Here is an 18,234-nt window from a genome sequence, read left to right as displayed (position 1 = left end):
AATAATGGAAATATGGAATCGATATCCGCTGTCAACATGCTCTCGGCCCTGGGCCACGACGGGCGCCTGGCGATCTTCCGGTTGCTGGTGAAGGCCGGGCCGCAAGGCGTGGCGGCCGGCCAGATCGCCCGCGCGCTGGACGTGCTGCCCAACAGCCTGTCGGCCAATCTGAACATCCTGGCGCATGCCGGCCTGATCGCGTCGCGGCGGGAGGGGCGCTCGATCATCTATTCGGCGGACTACGGCGCGATGAGCGGCCTGCTCGGCTTCCTGATGGAAGACTGCTGCAACGGCGCGCCGGAGATCTGCTCGCCCCTGGCCGCCGTGCTGGCCCGCGTCGAGGGCTGCGGCCCTGCGTGCGCGCCCAAGTCGCCGGCCTGACCATGGCCGCCTTCGACCTGCGCCGCCGTCTCGTCGCCGAGGGACTGGGCTCGGCCCTGCTGCTGGCGGTGGTGGTCGGCTCCGGTATCATGGGCGAGCGGCTGGCGGGCGGTAACGTCGCCATCGCCCTGCTCGGCAACACCCTGGCCTCCGGCGCGGCCCTGGTCGTGCTGATCGGTGTGTTCGGCCCGATCTCGGGCGCGCACTTCAACCCGGTCGTCACCCTGGTGGCGGCGCTGCGGCGGGAGCTGTCCTGGCGGCATGCGGCGCTGTATCCGCTGGCGCAGGTCATCGGCGCGGTCCTGGGCGTCTGGGCGGCGCACGCCATGTTCGGAGAGCCGATCGTCCAGGTCTCGACCAAGCTGCGGGCCGGGAGCTCCCAGGCCTTCGCCGAGGTGGTGGCGACCTTCGGCCTGCTGGCCACGATCCTCGGGACGGTGCGGTTCAAGCCGGACAGCACGCCCATGGCGGTGGGGCTCTACATCACCGCCGCCTACTGGTTCACGGCTTCGACCTCGTTCGCCAATCCGGCCGTGACGGTCGCGCGCAGCCTGTCGGACACCTTCGCCGGAATCGCGCCGTCCAGCGCGCCGGCCTTCATCGTGGCCCAACTGGTCGGGGCGCTGCTCGCGGCGGGCCTGTTCGGCTGGCTGCTGAAACCGGAGACCGCATCGTGACCGACTTTCCGATCACCATCTTCCACAATCCTGCCTGCGGCACCTCGCGCAACGTCGTGGCCATGGTCCAGGCGGCCGGCTACGCGCCGACGGTGGTGGAGTATCTGCAAGCGGGCTGGACGCGAGAGCAGTTGCTCGACCTCGCCGCGCGGGCGGGACTGCCGCTGCGCGACCTGATCCGCGAAAAGGGGACGTCGGCCGAGGCGCTGGGCCTGCTGGCCGAAGGCGTATCCGACGAGCGGATCCTCGAGGCGATGGTCGCCGATCCGATACTGGTGAACCGGCCGATCGTGGTGACGCCCAAGGGGGTTGCGCTGTGCCGGCCGTCCGAGGCGGTGCTGGACCTGCTGGAGCAGCGTCCCGCCGGCTTCGCCAAGGAGGACGGCGAGGTCGTCATCCCCTAGAGGGCGGCCGCGTTCCCGGCGCGAACAGCAGGTCCGACCAGCGCCAGGAGGCGTCGCCCAAGGCCAGGCGCGGGGCGCCGGGGCCGTCGGCCAGGCTGACGACGACGAGGCCGCGCATCGGGTCGGCCCGGCAGGCGGCCGGCGCGAAGCCGACCTCCATGATGATCGCCTCGCGAACGCCGGCCAGGCCCCGGCCGACCTGGTTGGGGCTCTGCAGCCACTTGCCGTTCCAGATCAGGACCGCCTTGCCGGAGGCCGCGGCCTCGCCGTGGGCCGAGGCCAGGGCGCTGCGGACACGGGGATTGCGGCGCAAGGCGGCCTGCAGGCGGCGAACCATGTCGCAGCTGGCGCCGTCGCCAGACCCGTTCCCGGATCCCGTGCCGACCGTGGTGGCGCCGGCGAGTTCCGCCTCGCCCAGTTCGGCGGCCATCATCGTGGTGTCGGCGGGCGTGGCGGGCAGGGGCTCGACGTCGGGCGGGCGCACGGCCGGGCGGGCGGTGCGGGTCGGCGGCTTCGGGTCCGGTTTCGGCGGGGCGGGCGAGGGCGGCCGCGCGGGCTTGGAGTCGGGTTTCGGCTCCGGCGCGGGCGGCTTGGGCTCGGGCGGCGGGGGAGGCGGTGGCGGCGGCTGGACAAGGTCGACCGCGAACGGCTCGGGCTCGGGCGGACGCGGCTCGCCCTGGGACAGCATCACGGCGGCCAGCACGGCCGCGTGAGCCCCGACGCTGAACAGGCCGGCCGCCAGCTTCGTCGCGCGCGAGGTGCGGCGTCGCGGAGGGTCGATCAGCGGTCGTGGCATCGGGCGTCCGTCACGGGCGCCGGGACGCCGGCGCAGCGTGCAGGTGAGCACTTCAGCGCGTCAGGATCGTGGCGGACGCCGCCCCGATGCGGCCATGGGGCCTAACGGGGCGATCCCCGGCGTCAGGCGGCGACGACCTCGATGTCCAGCGGCGGGCCGCCGGCGGCGATGGCCAGCAGGCGGTCGACATTGGGATGGGCGCCGGGGGTCTCGCGGGCGTCGGCCGTGTGCTCGGCGAAGACGGCCAGGCCGTGCTCGGCCGCCTTGGCGTCGAGGGCGCCGAACGCCTGCTTCAGGTACTGGTAGACGGCGACGGAGCCCTTCTTGCCCGGCTGGTTCTCGATGCTGGCGACCACGGTCCCCGCGGAATCGACGAGGTCGACGCGCGCCACGCCGTCGATGGACGGCAGTTGCTGAAGGTTGTCCTTGAAGGTCGCGCTGGGCTGGATCATCGCCGGCTTTCTCTAGTTCCTGAATGAGCGGGGCGGGCCTTTAGCACCCCGCGTCGACGTCGGGCCAAAGAAAAAGGCCCTCCCGAGAGGGAGGGCCTTCGTCCTTACCGGAAGGTCGGTCGCCTTAGGCGGCCATGGCCTTCTGCAGGTTCTCGTCGATCTTGTCGAGGAAGCCTTCGGTGGTCAGCCAGCCTTGCTTGTCGCCGACGAGCAGGGCCAGGTCCTTGGTCATGAAGCCGCTTTCGACGGTGTCGATGCAGACCTTTTCCAGGGTGGCGGCGAACTTGGCCAGTTCCTGGTTGTCGTCGAGCTTGGCGCGGTGGGCCAGGCCACGGGTCCAGGCGAAGATCGAGGCGATCGAGTTGGTCGAGGTCGACTCGCCCTTCTGGTGCTGGCGGTAGTGACGGGTCACCGTGCCGTGGGCGGCTTCGGCTTCCACGGTCTTGCCGTCCGGCGTCATCAGCACCGAGGTCATCAGGCCCAGCGAGCCGAAGCCTTGGGCGACGATGTCCGACTGCACGTCGCCGTCGTAGTTCTTGCAGGCCCAGACGTAGCCGCCCGACCACTTCAGCGCCGAGGCGACCATGTCGTCGATCAGGCGGTGTTCGTAGTGGATGCCCAGCGCCTTGAACTGCTCGGCGTAGTGCTCGTCGTAGACTTCTTGGAACAGGTCCTTGAAGCGGCCGTCATAGGCCTTGAGGATCGTGTTCTTGGTCGACAGGTAGACCGGGTACTTGCGGTTCAGGCCGTAGGCGAACGAGGCGTGGGCGAACTCGCGGATCGACTCGTCGATGTTGTACATGGCCATGGCCACGCCCGAACCCGGAGCCTTGTAGACTTCGTGCTCGATGGTCTCGCCGTCTTCGCCGACGAACTTGATCGTCAGGGTGCCCTTGCCGGGGAACTTGAAGTCGGTGGCGCGGTACTGGTCGCCGAAGGCGTGGCGGCCGACGATGATCGGCTGGGTCCAGCCCGGCACCAGGCGCGGCACGTTCTGGCAGATGATCGGCTCACGGAAGATCACGCCGCCCAGGATGTTGCGGATCGTGCCGTTCGGCGACTTCCACATCTTCTTGAGGTTGAACTCGGTGACGCGCTGCTCATCGGGGGTGATGGTGGCGCACTTCACGGCCACGCCGTGCTTCTTGGTGGCCTCGGCGGCGTCGATCGTTACCTGGTCGTTGGTGGCGTCGCGGTTCTCGACCGACAGGTCGTAGTAGTCCAGTTCCAGGTCCAGATACGGGAAGATCAGCTTATCCTTGATGAGCTTCCAGATGATCCGGGTCATTTCGTCGCCGTCCATGTCGACGACGGGATTGGCGACTTTGATCTTGGCCATTGCGGGGTCTTCCTCTCGCGGTGGCGCGCTCTGACGCTCGGCGCACAGGGCCGAAACGTGGCGCGGACGGCGAGCCCTATAGACTGTTGCGGCGGTTGGGGAAAGGCTGCGTGGTGCGGCGTCCGAAGGTCGAGCGCGGCATTCCACCGCAGGCGACATGGACCCCGCACCGCCCTAATGGGTTGTGGCTGCGCTGGCCGTCCCGCGTGGGGACGAGAGTGGGGAGCGGGTTTGGACACCTTGTGGCGTCATACGGACGTGATGTCGCCCCTGGCCCGTCGCCTGCTGGCCTTCGCCGCGCTGCTGTCGATCGCCGTGACCGGCCTCGTCACGGCCGTGACCTTCTATTTCGTGCAGCAGAGCGCCGCCGAGACCCAGATGCGGCACCTGGCCGAATATGTCGGCGAGCGGGTCAAGACCGAGGACCGCCTGTTCTCGGACCTCGTCAAGGTGCACGACGCCGCCAGCCTGGCCCTGATGCGCCGCCTGCGCGAGATCGAGCCCGACATCGACGGCCAGTTCGACCTGCTGTTCCCCGAGTTCGGCGACGGCACCCGCCGCACGGCGCCGCGCCTCTATGACGGCGGCCGAACGGGCAATCACTACGTCTACGGCATCGGCGGCTTCGTGCCGCAGGCCCGGGAACTGACCCGCGAGGACAAGGCGCTGATGGTGGCGGCCATGGAGGTCGTCGCCAACGCCGGCGAGACCGAGATCGGCCACTACGACAACTTCTACTTCTTCACGCCGCAGACCCGGCTGGTGATGTTCGGGCCCAAGCGCAAGGACCGGCTGCTCTATTACCGCCAGGACGCGCCGCCGAGCCTGGACATCTCCAAGGAGGAGATGAGCCAGCTCACCCTGCCGGCCAACAATCCGCAGCGGGTGATGAAGTGCACCAAGCTGCGCAAGCTGATCTCCAATCCCAGCGGGCGGGGGCTGAACGCGGCCTGCGTGACGCCGTTCGACATCGGCGAGCGGCATGTGGGCGCCTGGGGCACCAGCCTGTCGCTGGACTCCTTCCTGCTGCGGGCCGTCGGCGATGCGCTGCCGGGCGGGCAGAACATGATCGTCTCGTCCGACGGCGACCTGATCGCCGCGCCGGGCCTGGCCGCCGACGGGGTGGTCGACGCGGCCCAACTGGCCAAGGTGCAGTCGCGCGAGCGGGTGTCCGACCTGGTCGCCCAGATCCGCCGGCATGGCGGCGACGTTGGGGCCCTGCGCGACCGCAGCGGCGACCGCGTGGTGGCCTACGGTCGGATGAAGGAGCCCGACTGGTACTTCCTGATGACCTTCCGTTCGGACCAGATCGTCTGGAACGCGGTCAAGACGGCCTCCTGGGTGCTGCTGTTCGGCGTGGTCGGGGTCGTCGCCCAGCTCTACCTGCTCTACCGGCTGATGGCCCGCGAGGTGGTCGCGCCCCTGCGCGGCCTGGGCGAGGCGCACCGCGCCGACGACGGCGAGGCGGCCGCCCGCATCGAGGCCCGCGGCGACGAGATCGGCGCCCTGGCCCGCGCCCTGCGCAAGCAGCGGGAGGTGCACGAGGATCTGCTGCGTTCGCTGGAGGTCCGCGTCGCCGAACGCACCCGCGAGCTGGAAAAGGCCAACCAGGCCAAGTCGGTGTTCCTGGCCAACATGAGCCACGAACTGCGCACGCCGCTGAACGGGGTCATCGCCGTCGGCGACCGCCTTGCCGAGGAGAACGATCCGGCCCGCCGGCGCGAGCTGGCCGCGCTGGTGGCCTCGTCGGGCCGCCTGCTGGAGCAGGTGCTGGGCGACATCCTCGACGTCTCCAAGATCGAGGCCGGCGAGTTCCAGCTGACCTTCGCGCCCTTCGACCTGGAGGGCCTGGTGGCCGGCATGGCCGAACTGCACCGCGCTTCGGCCGAGGCCAAGGGCCTGGCCTTCTCGTGGTCGGTCGCGCCGGACGCCGTCGGCCGCTACGACGGCGACGCCGGCCGCATCAGCCAGATCCTGTCAAACCTGCTGGGCAACGCGGTGAAGTTCACCAGCGTCGGCGGCGTCGACCTGTCGGTGGAGAAGGTGGGCGAACTGGTCCGCTTCAGCATCAGCGACACCGGCGTCGGCTTCGACGACGCGGTGCGCGAGCGTCTGTTCAAGCGCTTCGTCCAGGCCGACCAGTCGATCACCCGCCAGTTCGGGGGCACGGGCCTTGGCCTGTCGATCTGCGCGGCCCTGGCCGAGATGATGGGCGGCTCGATCGACGCGCGGGCGGTGGTCGGGCGCGGGGCGACCTTCATCGTCGAGCTGCCGTTGCAGCCCTCGACCGAGAGCCTCGACCACGACCATGCCGACGACGAGGGCCCGGTGTCGCTGGAGGGCATGCGGGTGCTGGTGGCGGAGGATCATCCGGGCAACCGCAAGGTGGTCGAGATCGTGCTGGAGCCGTTCGGGGTCGACCTGACCATGGTCGAGGACGGCGAGGCGGCGCTGCGGGCGCTGGAGGCCCAGCCGTTCGACGCCGTGCTGATGGACATGCAGATGCCGGTGATGGACGGCCTGACCGCCACCCGGGAGCTGCGCGCCCGCGAGGCGGCGGCCGACGCCGACCCGATCCTGGTGATCATGCTGACCGCCAACGCCATGGACGAGCACGTCGCCGCCGCCCACGCCGCCGGGGCCGACCTGCACGTGGCCAAGCCGCTCAATCCGGGCCTGCTGGTCCAGGCCCTGGCCTCGGCGCGACATCGCGCCGCCGCCCACGAGGTCGCCTCCAGGCTTGAAGGCTGAGGCCTTAGCGACTATCTCACCGGCCACAACCGAGCGAGGCCACGTCCTCCACCGTCTTCCTTAGGCGGGTCTAAGTCCGGGACGGCCCGGCGTTCTTGCAAAGGGACGCCGTCATGGCTTGGATATTCCTCATCATCGCTGGCCTGCTGGAAGTGGTCTGGGCCTACTTCATGAAGGCCTCGGAGGGCTTCTCGAAGCCCTGGCCGAGCATCGCCACGATCATCTTCATGTTCGCCAGCTTCGGCCTGCTGTCGCTGTCGATGAAGTCGCTGCCGCTGGGCACGGCCTACACCATCTGGACCGGCATCGGCGCGGTCGGCGCGTTCGTGGTCGGCGTGGCGGTGCTGGGCGAGCAGCTCAGCATCACGCGCGTGATCGCCGCCGTGCTGATCGTCAGCGGCCTCGTCCTGATGAAGCTGTCGTCGTCGCACTGACGCCGACACATCTTCCCGTCATTCCCGCCCTTGTGGCGGGAACCTCTCTATCGGCCGCAAGGGCGGACGGGGCGGCGTGCTCAGCACGCCGCTTGCGTCTTGTGCGCCAGCGGATCCAGGGTTTCCCGCCACAAGGGCGGGAATGACGGGAGGTGAGGGGAAGGCGAAAGTTTTAGCGACCCGCCTTCTCCGCCGCCTGCATCACCGTCCGCATGACCTCCAGCATCAGGGCGTCGCGGTCGGCTTCCTCGAGCGGCGAGGCCTTGAGCAGGATCGCCAGGGCGAAGCGCCGGCCGTCCTTCAGGCGGACCATGGCCAGAACGTTGTCGGCCGCCGTCTGGCCCAGGTCCCACGGCGTCGCCGCGGTGATCGCCGCCAGCCGCGCGCCGGCCGGCAGGGCGGGGCGCAGGCGCTCGCCCGCGGCGGCCTCCATCATCCGCAGCAGCCTGCGGCGGTTTTCCTGGCTGGTCAGCTCGCCCTGGTTCAGGGCCTCGAGGAAGCGCACGGCGGCCAGGGGCGTGACGGAGTCGTGCGGGTCGGCCAGGTAGTCGCGCCAGGCCGCGCGCCGGGTCGTCTCGGGCGTGGCCAGAACGGCCTTGCGCCAGGCTAGCCCGCGCCATTCGGCCCGGAAGGACTGCGCGCCCGTCTGCTCGGGCAGGAGCTGGCGGGCGTAGCGGTCGACCCGCAGGTTCTCGACCTTCTTCAGGTCCAGCCAGGCGGTGACCGCGCCGGGCCCGCCGATGCGCTTCATCAGCACGTCGGCGGCGGTGTTGTCGCCGCCGGCCACCGCGTGCTTGAGCAGGTCCTCGACCGTCCAGCGCCGGCGGCTAGGCCAGGCGTCGGCAACGCCGCTGGGCGGCGGCGACAGGTCGACGTCCTCGATCATGATGGTCTCGCGCAGCGACAGGGCCTTGGCGTCCACCTCTGCCAGCACCGCCGCGCCCAGCGCCGCCGTCCAGATCCCGGCCAGCGGAAAGAGGTGTTCGCCGGCCACCGCCGCGCGCTGGGCGGTGGTCAGGTCCTGGACCGCCACGCCCAGGTCGCCGGGCCGGGCGCGCTCGGCGAAGGCGGTCAGCTTGAGACTCATCGCCTCGTGGTCGAAGGTCGGGTCCTCCTGGCCGGCCAGCGGCGGCTCGCGGCAGGCCGACAGCGCCGCCGGCAGGGCGGGCATGGCGAGGGCGGCGAGCAGGGCGCGGCGATGCATCGGGTTCGAAAGCCTCCAAGCGTGAGTGGAGGCTAAACGCGCCAGACGACGGTTCGGACTTGCGTCAAAGTGTGGCTCGACGGCAAAGGGACGCCCATGACCGCCGACACGCCTTCAGAAATCGTCCGCACGCCCCCCTGCGTGATCCTCAACGCCCCGCAACTGGCCGAGAACATCGGCTCGGTGGCCCGCGTCATGGCCAATTTCGGCCTATACGAACTGCGGCTGGTCAATCCGCGCGACGGCTGGCCGCAGGAGCGGGCCTGGGCCAGCGCCTCGGGCGCCAGCTGGCCGCTGGACGACGCCAAGGTGTTCGACACCCTCGCCGAGGCCATCGCCGACCTGCATCTGGTCTACGCCACCACGGCCCGCCCGCGTGAGACGCGCCTGCCGGTCTACACCCCGCGCGAGTCCGCCGGTCACCTGGCGCAGGAAGTCGAGCAGGGCCGCAAGGTCGGCCTGCTGTTCGGCGGCGAGCGCGCCGGCCTGGAAACCGACGACATCGCCCTGTGCCAGGCCATCGTCTCGATCCCGATCGACGAGCGCTTCCGCTCTCTGAACCTGGCGCAGGCCGTGTCGATCAACGCCTACGAATGGAAGATGACGGTCGACGACCGCCCGTGGAAGAAGTTCGAGCTGAACGTCGAGGGGCCGGCCGACCAGGCGGCGATGATGGGCCTGTACGAGCACCTTGAGACCGAGCTCGACAAGGCCGGTTTCTACCATCCGCCCGAGAAGAAGCCGTCGATGGTGCGCAACCTGCGCGTCCCGCTGGCCCGCGCGCGCCTGACCGACCAGGAGGTGCGCACCTTCCGCGGCGTGATCACCGCCCTGTCGAAGGGGCGCGGCCGGGTGCTGGCCAAGCTGGCCCAGAAGGCGGTGGACAAGGGCGAGGACTGACGGCGAGGTCCGGATACCGAAAGGGCTCGCCGCAGTAACCGGTGTCTCACCTTACGGCGCTTTAATTTCCGCGCTGGCGCAAACGCCGCTATCCAGCCAAAATCTGCAACCATGGTCCAGGTTGTGGGATAGCCGGCGATTGAACGCCGGGGCTTGGGATAGGGGGCATGGTGATGGCGCTGGGCGGCGTGCTTCTGCAGGGTTTCGCGGCGGCGATGACGGTCGGGACGGTTTCGCCGTCGGAGGCCAAGCCCGCCGAGATCAAGGCTCCAGAGGTCAAGGCTGCTGAAGCCAAGTCGCCCGAAGCCAAGTCGCCCGAAGTCAAGTCGGAAGACCCCAAGCCCGCCCTCATTCCCGTTGTCGAGGCCGAGGACGCCGTCGTCGAGGGCGTGACCGTGCAGTCGGCGCCGCGCGGCAAGACCGAAGGTCCGGTCGAGCCTGAGATCTCCCTGGATGAAGAGGCCATCAAGGCCTACGGCGCGGGCAGCGTCGCCGAGCTGATGACCATGCTCGAACCGCTGACCGTCAGTTCGCGCGGACGCGGCGGCGAGGGGCCGGTGACCCTGGTCAACGGCCAGCGCATCTCGGGCTTCCAGGAGATCGCCGGCCTGCCGCCCGAAGCGGTCCAGCGCCTGGACATCCTGCGCGAGGAAGCCGCCCTGGCCTACGGCTACCGGGCCGACCAGCGGGTCGTGAACCTGGTCCTGAAGAAGGACTTCCGCTCGCTGAACCTGGAGGACGAGTTCCGCTTCGCCACCGAGGGCGGCCGCACCTTCAACGAGCAGAAGGGCAACCTCTTCAAGGTCGACGCCGACGCCCGCTGGACCGTCAACGTCCGCTATCGCCGCGAGACGCCGCTTTACGAGTCCGAGCGCGACATCGTCCGCACCAGCAGCACACCCTACGACATCCAAGGCAATGTCGGCACTCTGACCGGGCCGGAGCTCGATCCGGCCCTGTCGGCTCTTGTCGGCTCGGTGGTGACGGTGGCGTCCGTGCCGACCCTGGCGGCGGGCGCCGCGCCCAGCCTGGCCGACTTCGTGGCCGGCGCCGGGACGGCGGCGACCGACGACCTGACCGCCTCGCGCACCCTGCTGGCGCGCGGCGAGGAAGGGGCGATCCAGGGCGCCTACACCCGTAACCTGGTGCTAGGCGCGCTCGGCAACGTGACCTCCACCTTCAGCGGTAATGTCGAGAGCACCAGCCGCGTCAGCTTCAACGGCCTGACCGGTGTCAACTTGGCGCTGAAGGCCGACAGCCCGTTCTCGCCCTTCGCCAGGGACACGTCGCTCTATCGCTATCTCGACGTGCCCGACGGCCTGCGGCGCAAGACCGACACCGACAAGTTCGAGGCGGGAATGACGGCGCTCGGCATGATGGCCGGCTGGCGCTGGACCTTCACCGGCAATTACGACCTGACCGACAGCGCCACCCGCACCGGCCGGGGCCTCGAGACCACGGCCTATCGCGCGGCGGTGGCGGCCAGCGATCCGCAGGTCAATCCGTTCGGCCCGATCCCGCGCAGCCTGCTGCGCTACGTCGCTCAGGACACGGCCGACTCCATCACCACCAACGCCAAGGCCGAGCTGACCATGAACGGCACGGTGGCGCAGCTGCCGGCCGGCCGCCTGCGGGCCACGGTCAAGGGCGGCCTCGACAGCCGCAAGGTGGAGTCCGAGAGCGTGCGGTCCGGCGTCTTCACCCAGCGCACCCTGACCCGCGACCGGGCCACGATCCAGGCCAGCGCCGACGCGCCGATCGCCGAGCGCGACGGGGTGCTGGGCTTCCTGGGCGGCGTGTCGGTGAACGGCAACGTACTCTACGAGCAGTTCTCCGACATCGGCGGCCTGGTGACGGCCGGTGGCGGCCTGTCATGGTCGCCGGTCAAGCGCATGAACCTGTCGCTGAACTACAGCACCGAGGAGGGCGAACCTTCGCCCCAGCAGGTCAACGACCCCGTGCTGCTGACGCCAAACGTGGCGATGTACGACTTCGCCACCAGCCAGACGGTCAGCGTCACCCGTATCGAGGGCGGCAATCCCAACCTTAGCGCCGACAGCCGCCAGGTCGTGAAGCTGGGCTTCAACTATCGGCCGTTCGAGAAGCGCGAGCTGTCGCTGTGGGGCAACTATACGGCCAGCCGCGTCGAGGACCAGATCGCCAGCTTCCCGGCCGTCTCGCCGGAACTGGAGGCCGCCTTCCCGAGCCGCTTCTCGCGCGACGCCACCGGACGGCTGACCTCGGTCGACACCCGGCCGGTGAACTTCGCCCATGCCGATCGCCAGGAGCTGCGTTGGGGACTGAACTACAACCTTCGCTGGGGTGGCCCGCCGCCCGTCGCGCCCGGAGGCGCCCGGCCGGCCGGCGCGCCTCGTCCCGGCGGCGGCGGGGTGCAGGTCAGCGGTCCTGGCGGGATGATCCGGTCGGGCGGCCCCCCGGGGCAGGCGATCTTCAACGTCTCGCTGAACCACCTGTGGCGGCTGCAGGACGAGGTGGTGATCCGCGACGGCATGGCGCCGCTCGACCTGCTGGACGGCGCCTCGCTTGGGCGGCGGGGCGGCACCCCGCGCCACGAGGTCAATCTCCAGGCCAATCTGGCCAAGGACGGCCTGGGCTGCGGCCTGCGCAGCGCCTGGCGTTCGGCCACCTGGGTCGACGGCGGTCCACGCGGCGACGACCTGTTCTTCGCCGACATCCCGACCGTCAGCCTGTCGGGCTTCGCGGATCTCGGGCAGCGCAAGGACCTGGTGAAGCGCTACGACTGGCTGAAGGGCTCGCGCGTGACGCTGGCGGTCGACAACCTGTTCGATGAGAAGCAGCAGGTCCGCGACGACCTGGGCCGCACGCCGCAGGCCTATCAGGAGGACTACATGGACGCCATGGGGCGGACCGTGCGCCTGAGCCTGCGCAAGCTGCTGTAGTTGAAACTAGAGACCCCTCCCCCTTGATGGGGGAGGGGCAGGGGTGGGGGTGATTGCGGCGGTTGAACCTGGGTAAGGTCGCCAGCTCAGCAGCCACCCCCATCCCCGACCCTTCCCCCATCAAGGGGGAAGGGAGGTTATCCGAGATTGCCTTCAAGATGCTCCACCAGCAGCCGCACCTTGGCCGGCAGGAGGCGCAGGTGCGGATAGACCGCCCAGACGCCCTCGTCGGCGGGGGTGTTGTCCTCAAGCAGCGGGACCAGCCGGCGCTCGGCTATGGCCGGGTCGACGTAGAAGTTGGGCAACTGGCAGATCCCCAGTCCCTGCAGGGTCGCGTCCAGCACCGCCTGGCCGCTGTTGCAGCGAAAGCGACCCTGGGGCTTGAAGGCGATCTCGCGCTCGCCCTCCCTGAACGGCCAGGTGTCGGCCGCGCCCAGCACGCCGGCGTGGCCTTCGAGGTCGGCGATGGTCGTCGGCGTTCCGGCCCGCGTCAGGTAGTCGGGCGAGGCGCACAGGCGGCGGGTGCGCGAGGCCAGGCGCTTGGCGATCAGGCGGCTGTCGGTCAGGCGGCCGAAGCGGATGGCCAGGTCGAAGCCCTCGCTGACGATGTCGCGCACCGTGTCGTCCAGCTCGATGTGCAGAGACAGCTTCGGGTGGGCCAGGGCGAAGGCGTTGACCGCCGGCACGACGTAGCGTTCGCCGTAGGCCGACGAGCAGGTCATCCGCAGCAGGCCCTTGACCTCGCCGTCCTCCTCGCCGACCGCGGCCAGGGCCTCGTCGCGGTCGTGGATCAGCTCGCGGCAGCGGGCCAGGAACGCCCGGCCGGCGTCGGTCAGGCTGACGCGGCGGGTGGTGCGATAGAGCAGGCGGGTCTGAAGCCGCTCCTCCAGCCTGGCCACCTCGCGGCTGACGCCGGACGTCGACAGGCCCAGGCGACGCGCGGCCTGAGAGAAGCTCTCGGCCTCGGCCGTCGCCACGAACTCGTCGATCCCGTCCCAGCGGCTCATGGGGCGGTGGTGCGCTCATTGTCCCTGTTTAGCAACAATGTTTTGTCCTGTGGGGGATTATCGCGGGCCTCGCATCGGCGTACCACAGAGCCTGAGAACCCATCGGAGCCTGCCATGAAGACCCGCGCCGCCGTCGCTTTCGAAGCCAAGAAGCCGCTGGAGATCGTCGAGGTCGACCTGGAAGGCCCCAAGGCCGGCGAGGTCCTGATCGAGATCAAGGCCACCGGCGTCTGCCACACCGACGCCTACACCCTGGACGGCCTGGACAGCGAAGGCCTGTTCCCGTCGATCCTGGGCCACGAGGGCGCGGGCGTGGTGGTCGAGGTCGGCCCGGGCGTCACCAGCCTGGCGGTCGGCGACCACGTGATCCCGCTCTACACGCCCGAATGCCGCCAGTGCAAAAGCTGCCTGTCGGGCAAGACCAACCTCTGCACGGCCATCCGCGCCACCCAAGGGAAAGGCCTGATGCCGGACGGCACCAGCCGCTTTTCCTACAAGGGCCAGACCATCCACCACTACATGGGCTGCTCGACCTTCTCGAACTACACGGTCCTGCCCGAGATCGCCGTGGCCCGCATCCGCAAGGACGCGCCGTTCAAGACCGCCTGCTACTGCGGCTGCGGCGTGACCACGGGCGTCGGCGCGGTGACCAACACCGCCAAGGTCGAGCCGGGCGCCAACGCCATCGTCTTCGGCCTGGGCGGCATTGGCCTGAACGTCATCCAGGGCCTGAAGCTGGTCGGCGCCAACATGATCGTCGGCGTCGACCTGAACCCGGACCGCGAGGAATGGGGCCGCAAGTTCGGCATGACCCACTTCGTCAATCCCAAGGACGTTTCGGGCGACCTGGTCGCCCACCTGGTGGCCCTGACCGACGGCGGCGCCGACTACACCTTCGACGCCACCGGCAACACCACGGTCATGCGCCAGGCGCTGGAGGCCTGCCACCGCGGCTGGGGCGAAAGCATCATCATCGGCGTGGCCGAGGCCGGCAAGGAGATCGCCACCCGTCCGTTCCAGCTGGTCACCGGCCGGGTCTGGAAGGGCACGGCCTTCGGCGGCGCCCGCGGCCGCACCGACACGCCCAAGATCGTCGACTGGTACATGGACGGGAAGATCCAGATCGACCCGATGATCACCCACGTCCTGCCGCTGGAGCGCATCAACGAGGCCTTCGACCTGATGCACAAGGGCGAGAGCATCCGGACGGTGGTGACGTTCTAGTCTTTAGCTCTACCCCTCCCCCTTGATGGGGGAGGGGCAGGGGTGGGGGTGAAGCCCCCGCTTCAGGATTTGGCGCGGCCGTGGTGACGTCCGCCGCCGCAGTTCACCCCCATCCCCGACCCTTCCCCCATCAAGGGGGAAGGGAGAGAGACGCGCCATGACCGTCGAAACCCTCGCCACCCACCGCACCCAGGGCGGGACCCTGCGCTACTGCCGGCACGACAGCGCCAGCACCGGCACGCCGATGAAGTTCAGCGTCTGGACGCCAGACGGCGAAGGGCCGTTTCCGTACCTCGTCTGGCTGTCGGGCCTGACCTGCACCGAGGACAACTTCACCACCAAGGCCGGGGCTTACGCCTGGGCCGCCAGGCACGGGATCGCCATCGTCGCGCCCGACACCAGCCCGCGCGGGGAGGGCGTCGCCGACGATCCGGCCTATGACCTGGGCCAGGGCGCGGGCTTCTATGTCGACGCCACGGAAGAGCCCTGGGCGCCGCACTTCAACATGTATTCCTACGTCACCAAGGACCTGCTGGAAGCCGTCGACGGCGCCTTCCCGCTGGATCCGGCGCGGCGCGGGATCTTCGGCCACTCGATGGGCGGCCACGGCGCCCTGACCATCGCCCTGCGCAATCCGCAGCTCTTCAAGTCGGTCAGCGCCTTTTCGCCGATCGTCTCGCCGCTGAACTGCCCGTGGGGCGACAAGGCCCTGACCGCCTATCTGGGCGCCGATCGAGCCGCCTGGCGGGCCCACGACGCCTGCGCCCTGATCGAGGACGGCTTTGGAGGCGACTTCGACGAGATCCTGGTCGACCAGGGCCTGGCCGACAACTTCCTCGAAAGCCAGCTGAAGCCGCAACTGCTGGAAGAGGCAGGCGCGGAGGCCCGGCTGAAGGTCACCGTCCGCCGCCAGGAAGGCTACGACCACAGCTACTTCTTCATCGCCAGCTTCATCGGCGACCATATCGACTGGCACGCTGAAAGGTTGTAACCTTCGCCGTATGGAAGAGGTTTGGCCCGGCCTGATCGATGCCCTGGTCGAGGAGAAGCCAAGACGGCGAGCTCGACTGCTGTGGACGACCCTGGCCTGGGTCAACATCCCGTGGATCGGCGGCTCGGCGTTCGTGGCGCTGAGCCCTGATGGCCAGCAGCAGCCCTATCGGTTGGTCGTCTTCCTGGCCTGCGCCGCCTACACCCTGGTTCCGTCGCTGCTGTTCGTGCTGGCCTATGGGCTGTGGCTCGCGATGGGGCGACGGCGGCGCGTCGCGCCTCGCTCGCCGCTGCAACTGAACGGGTAGAGCCCGAATGGACGTCAGCGATCACATCGAGCGCGTGGCGCAGGGCCGGCCAGGGCTGGGCTGGCGCAACGCCCTGATGGCGGCCCTGGCCGTCACCGGCGTCGCCACGCCGGGCACGGTGATGGTTGTCGGGATGCGGCTGCAAGGCTCGCCGCTCAGTGTGGTCGAATGGATCGGAACGGGCGTCTTCATGTTGGCGCCGGCGGCGATCTTCCTGGCAGGCTTCGCGCTCTGGCGGCGGGGCAGCCGGCGCAGGCGGCCCGCGCTGCGTCCGCCGACCGTGCTCGACGCCGCCTAGAACTGGCCGGTGAAGTCGAACAGCTGGCCGTTGATCCAGCCCTTGCGGAAGGCCAGGGCGCCCTTGCGGTTCATCACCACGCCCCGAGCCTTGGCGGTGCTGAGCGAGGCGCGCAGGTAGCTGAGCACGAACAGCTCCAGGTCGGCGGCCGCGACCTTGTCGCGCCACAGGCCGGCGTTCTTGATGCAGTCGACACGGCCCCACCAGGCCGCCGGCGCGGCCAGCAGCCAGTCGCACACCACGTCGTCGGCCTTGCCCGGCGTCGAGGTCTTGATGAACTGCTTGACGTCGTCGTGGTCGACGCCCTTGAGGCTGCCGTTCTGGGTGACCAGGTCGAAGAACCAGATCAGCTCCTGCAGGCTGCGCGCGGCCCGGCCGGCCGCCAGGGCCCAGGTCGTGGCCAGGGCGTCGGCCTTGTTGGCCACCGTTCGGATGCGGGTGAGCTGCTGGGTCTTCATTTCGGGCGAACCCATCAGGTTGGCCAGTTCCTTCTTGGGCGTCGCCTTGAGCTGGCTGCCGGTCTGCCACTGGCGCACGATCGTCAGGCCCTGGGAGACGCCGCCGTTGCAGGCCTGCCAGAGCTGGGGGCCGATCGTCGGCGCCTCGCGCAGCACGACCGGCTTGCCCGCCGCCAGCACCAGCGGCTGAAGCGAGGCCGAGCCGATGTTCCACTGCAGCACGCCGCAGGAGATGCCCATGCCGTCGAAGTCGCCGGTGACGCCGCGCCAGGGATCGCCCGCGTTCTCGAAGCGCCCCGTGACGGCCACGGCCGCGTTGATCTCGGCGTCGGTGACGGCCATGTCGTGATCTCCCCCTCGGCGATAACTCAAAAATACACGCATAGGGGGATTTTGTCATCTGGCGACGCCCGGCGTGCAGCGCGCCCCGGTTGTGAACTTTCGGTAATTCATCCCGGGTTCAGCCGCCGGCCGCTCCTCTGCGCCAAGGCCAAGTTCGGCCGCTGAGGGGTGCTCAAACATGCAGAAGAAACTGGCCGTCCTGGCCCTGGTCGTCGTCGCCGGCCTGTCGACCTCGGCCTGCGTCATCATCGACGCCGACGACGGCGGCAAGCGCGACGTCTCGGTGAAGATCAATGACGGCCACGACTCCCTGGAGCCCCTGTACGGCGTCGCTCTGGAGAAGGGCGAACTGGTGGCGCGGGTGTCGTCGAACGGCTGCACCAAGGCCGAGGACTTCAAGGTCGTGGCCGACCGCCGGGAAAGCGGCGTCGCCGTCACCCTGACCCGCGAGCGCCCCGACCTCTGCCGCGCCCTCGTGCCGGAGGGCAAGGAACTGCGCTTCGACCTCGACGCCATGGGCGTGCAGCGCACCGACAAGGTCCGCGTGCGCAATCCGCTGCAGCGGGCCTGAAAGGGCCGCGAGCCTGGCGGGCGCGTCTTGGCGACGCGCCCGCGCCGGTTGTAGGGTGGCCGCATGACGACGTCGGCGACGCAGCAACCATCCTTGGGAAAGCAGCCACCGTCCTTGGGGACAAGGTGTCTTCGCCTCATCGAGGCGATCGTCTGGCCGGCGCTGGCCTTGGTGCTGCTGGACTGGACCAGCCTGGCCGCGCCGCTCTGCCTGTTCGTCATCGGCGTCGCGATCGCCGCGCCCATGGGCCGGCCGTGGATCGACGAGGTCCCGCGCGCGGTCACGGCGGGGGCCAGTTGCGCCCTGTTCGTGGGCCTGACGTCCGGAGGGCTCACAACCGGTGGGAGCTGGAATCGAATCCTCGTGGTCTTCGCGCTTTGCCTGGCCGTGGCCAAGGCCGGCGGGTTCAGTTTCCAGGCGCGTCCGCGCTGGGGCTGGATCGCCGTCGCCTTCGCCGCGACGCTGGCCCTGTTCGCGCTTGACCATCAGCGGGCGGCCGCCGAAGCCGCCTCGGAGCTCCCGCTGGTGGCCGATAACCTAGCCGCCGCCGTCGCCGACGGCAGGACCGACGGGCAGGCGATCTACGCCGAACTGCTCGCCCACTTGCGCCAACCTGACCGCCTTTGGTGGGTTTGGCCGGTTCTGCTCGCCGGGCTTTTGCCTGTCGGTCGCTTCGTCGCCTGGCATGGCCTGGCCTTCATCCGTCGCCGCGACGTCGGCCGGTCCCGCAAGGCCTGGTTCCGCCATCCGGCCAACCTGTCGTCGGACTGAGGGGGA

19 protein-coding genes are annotated in these 18,234 nt (G+C 69.6%); 13 read left to right on the top strand and 6 right to left on the bottom strand.

All coding sequences use genetic code 11. From position 1 onward, the window contains the following. Positions 1–12: 12 nt before the first annotated feature. The 3 genes from V6S85_RS17320 to arsC are packed head-to-tail and all read left to right on the top strand — an operon-like array spanning position 13 to position 1,462. Positions 13–381 carry an ArsR/SmtB family transcription factor gene (locus V6S85_RS17320; RefSeq protein WP_334349703.1) on the top strand — a complete coding sequence of 123 codons (369 nt, stop codon included), beginning with the start codon at positions 13–15 and terminating at the stop codon, positions 379–381. A 2-nt stretch (positions 382–383) separates the two neighbouring features. Next, complete coding sequence (locus V6S85_RS17315) at positions 384–1,058, top strand: MIP/aquaporin family protein (RefSeq protein WP_334349778.1); 675 nt, start codon at positions 384–386, stop codon at positions 1,056–1,058. Then, a complete protein-coding gene (gene arsC, locus V6S85_RS17310) occupies positions 1,055–1,462 on the top strand; it encodes an arsenate reductase (glutaredoxin) (RefSeq protein WP_334349702.1) in 408 nt (135 codons plus the stop codon). The genes V6S85_RS17315 and arsC overlap by 4 nt, the downstream gene beginning before the upstream one ends. On the opposite strand, the gene V6S85_RS17305 is transcribed toward arsC, so the two are convergent. From V6S85_RS17305 to V6S85_RS17295, 3 genes are all read right to left on the bottom strand, one after another. Then, positions 1,452–2,258, bottom strand: coding sequence for a hypothetical protein (locus V6S85_RS17305; protein ID WP_334349701.1), 807 nt, complete (start codon positions 2,256–2,258; stop codon positions 1,452–1,454). The two genes, arsC and V6S85_RS17305, sit on opposite strands and share 11 nt — an antisense overlap. A gap of 122 nt (positions 2,259–2,380) precedes the next feature. Then, a complete protein-coding gene (locus tag V6S85_RS17300) occupies positions 2,381–2,710 on the bottom strand; it encodes a DUF2322 family protein (RefSeq protein ID WP_334349700.1) in 330 nt (109 codons plus the stop codon). A gap of 124 nt (positions 2,711–2,834) precedes the next feature. Continuing rightward, complete coding sequence (locus tag V6S85_RS17295; protein WP_058350047.1) at positions 2,835–4,049, bottom strand: NADP-dependent isocitrate dehydrogenase; 1,215 nt, start codon at positions 4,047–4,049, stop codon at positions 2,835–2,837. A 261-nt stretch (positions 4,050–4,310) separates the two neighbouring features. On the opposite strand from V6S85_RS17295, the gene V6S85_RS17290 reads away from it, so the two are divergent. Beyond that, complete coding sequence (locus V6S85_RS17290) at positions 4,311–6,800, top strand: ATP-binding protein (RefSeq protein ID WP_243410517.1); 2,490 nt, start codon at positions 4,311–4,313, stop codon at positions 6,798–6,800. A 113-nt stretch (positions 6,801–6,913) separates the two neighbouring features. Next, positions 6,914–7,234: a DMT family transporter gene (locus V6S85_RS17285; protein ID WP_116566518.1), complete on the top strand. Its 321-nt coding sequence runs from the start codon at positions 6,914–6,916 to the stop codon at positions 7,232–7,234. Positions 7,235–7,406: 172 nt separating this feature from the next. On the opposite strand, the gene V6S85_RS17280 is transcribed toward V6S85_RS17285, so the two are convergent. Further along, positions 7,407–8,438 (bottom strand): serine hydrolase, encoded by a 1,032-nt coding sequence (locus V6S85_RS17280; protein WP_334349699.1) that lies wholly within the window; start codon positions 8,436–8,438, stop codon positions 7,407–7,409. Positions 8,439–8,534: 96 nt separating this feature from the next. Here V6S85_RS17280 and V6S85_RS17275 point away from each other — a divergent pair, with 96 nt between their 5' ends. Both V6S85_RS17275 and V6S85_RS17270 read left to right on the top strand, forming a co-directional pair. Next, positions 8,535–9,338: an RNA methyltransferase gene (locus V6S85_RS17275; protein ID WP_165828786.1), complete on the top strand. Its 804-nt coding sequence runs from the start codon at positions 8,535–8,537 to the stop codon at positions 9,336–9,338. 167 nt (positions 9,339–9,505) lie between these two features. Further along, entirely contained in the window at positions 9,506–12,259 is a 2,754-nt protein-coding gene (locus V6S85_RS17270; RefSeq protein WP_334349698.1) for a TonB-dependent receptor, read from the top strand. A gap of 137 nt (positions 12,260–12,396) precedes the next feature. On the opposite strand, the gene V6S85_RS17265 is transcribed toward V6S85_RS17270, so the two are convergent. After that, a complete protein-coding gene (locus tag V6S85_RS17265) occupies positions 12,397–13,266 on the bottom strand; it encodes a LysR family transcriptional regulator (RefSeq protein WP_334349697.1) in 870 nt (289 codons plus the stop codon). Positions 13,267–13,380: 114 nt separating this feature from the next. Between V6S85_RS17265 and V6S85_RS17260 the strand changes: the two genes are divergently transcribed. The 4 genes from V6S85_RS17260 to V6S85_RS17245 all read left to right on the top strand — a co-directional run bounded on the left by V6S85_RS17260 (position 13,381) and on the right by V6S85_RS17245 (position 16,086). Beyond that, on the top strand, positions 13,381–14,490 hold the full coding sequence (locus tag V6S85_RS17260) for an S-(hydroxymethyl)glutathione dehydrogenase/class III alcohol dehydrogenase (protein WP_058350041.1): 1,110 nt from the start codon (positions 13,381–13,383) through the stop codon (positions 14,488–14,490). Between the two features lie 157 nt (positions 14,491–14,647). After that, positions 14,648–15,481 carry an S-formylglutathione hydrolase gene (fghA, locus tag V6S85_RS17255; protein WP_334349696.1) on the top strand — a complete coding sequence of 278 codons (834 nt, stop codon included), beginning with the start codon at positions 14,648–14,650 and terminating at the stop codon, positions 15,479–15,481. Between the two features lie 10 nt (positions 15,482–15,491). Next, positions 15,492–15,788, top strand: a complete 297-nt coding sequence (locus tag V6S85_RS17250) for a hypothetical protein (protein ID WP_334349695.1) — start codon at positions 15,492–15,494, stop codon at positions 15,786–15,788. 7 nt (positions 15,789–15,795) lie between these two features. Next, entirely contained in the window at positions 15,796–16,086 is a 291-nt protein-coding gene (locus V6S85_RS17245; protein WP_334349694.1) for a hypothetical protein, read from the top strand. Here the strand turns inward: V6S85_RS17245 and V6S85_RS17240 are convergent. Next, positions 16,083–16,886 carry a peptidoglycan-binding domain 1 protein gene (locus V6S85_RS17240; protein ID WP_116566504.1) on the bottom strand — a complete coding sequence of 268 codons (804 nt, stop codon included), beginning with the start codon at positions 16,884–16,886 and terminating at the stop codon, positions 16,083–16,085. The two genes, V6S85_RS17245 and V6S85_RS17240, sit on opposite strands and share 4 nt — an antisense overlap. A gap of 178 nt (positions 16,887–17,064) precedes the next feature. Between V6S85_RS17240 and V6S85_RS17235 the strand changes: the two genes are divergently transcribed. Then, positions 17,065–17,457, top strand: a complete 393-nt coding sequence (locus V6S85_RS17235) for a hypothetical protein (protein ID WP_334349693.1) — start codon at positions 17,065–17,067, stop codon at positions 17,455–17,457. Positions 17,458–17,571: 114 nt separating this feature from the next. Then, positions 17,572–18,228 (top strand): hypothetical protein, encoded by a 657-nt coding sequence (locus tag V6S85_RS17230; RefSeq protein ID WP_334349692.1) that lies wholly within the window; start codon positions 17,572–17,574, stop codon positions 18,226–18,228. Positions 18,229–18,234 lie beyond the last annotated feature (6 nt).

The organism is Caulobacter sp. CCNWLW153 (genome assembly GCF_036889365.1).
Classification (GTDB): Bacteria; Pseudomonadota; Alphaproteobacteria; order Caulobacterales; family Caulobacteraceae; genus Caulobacter; species Caulobacter radicis.
This window is presented reverse-complemented; position numbering and strand designations above follow the sequence as displayed.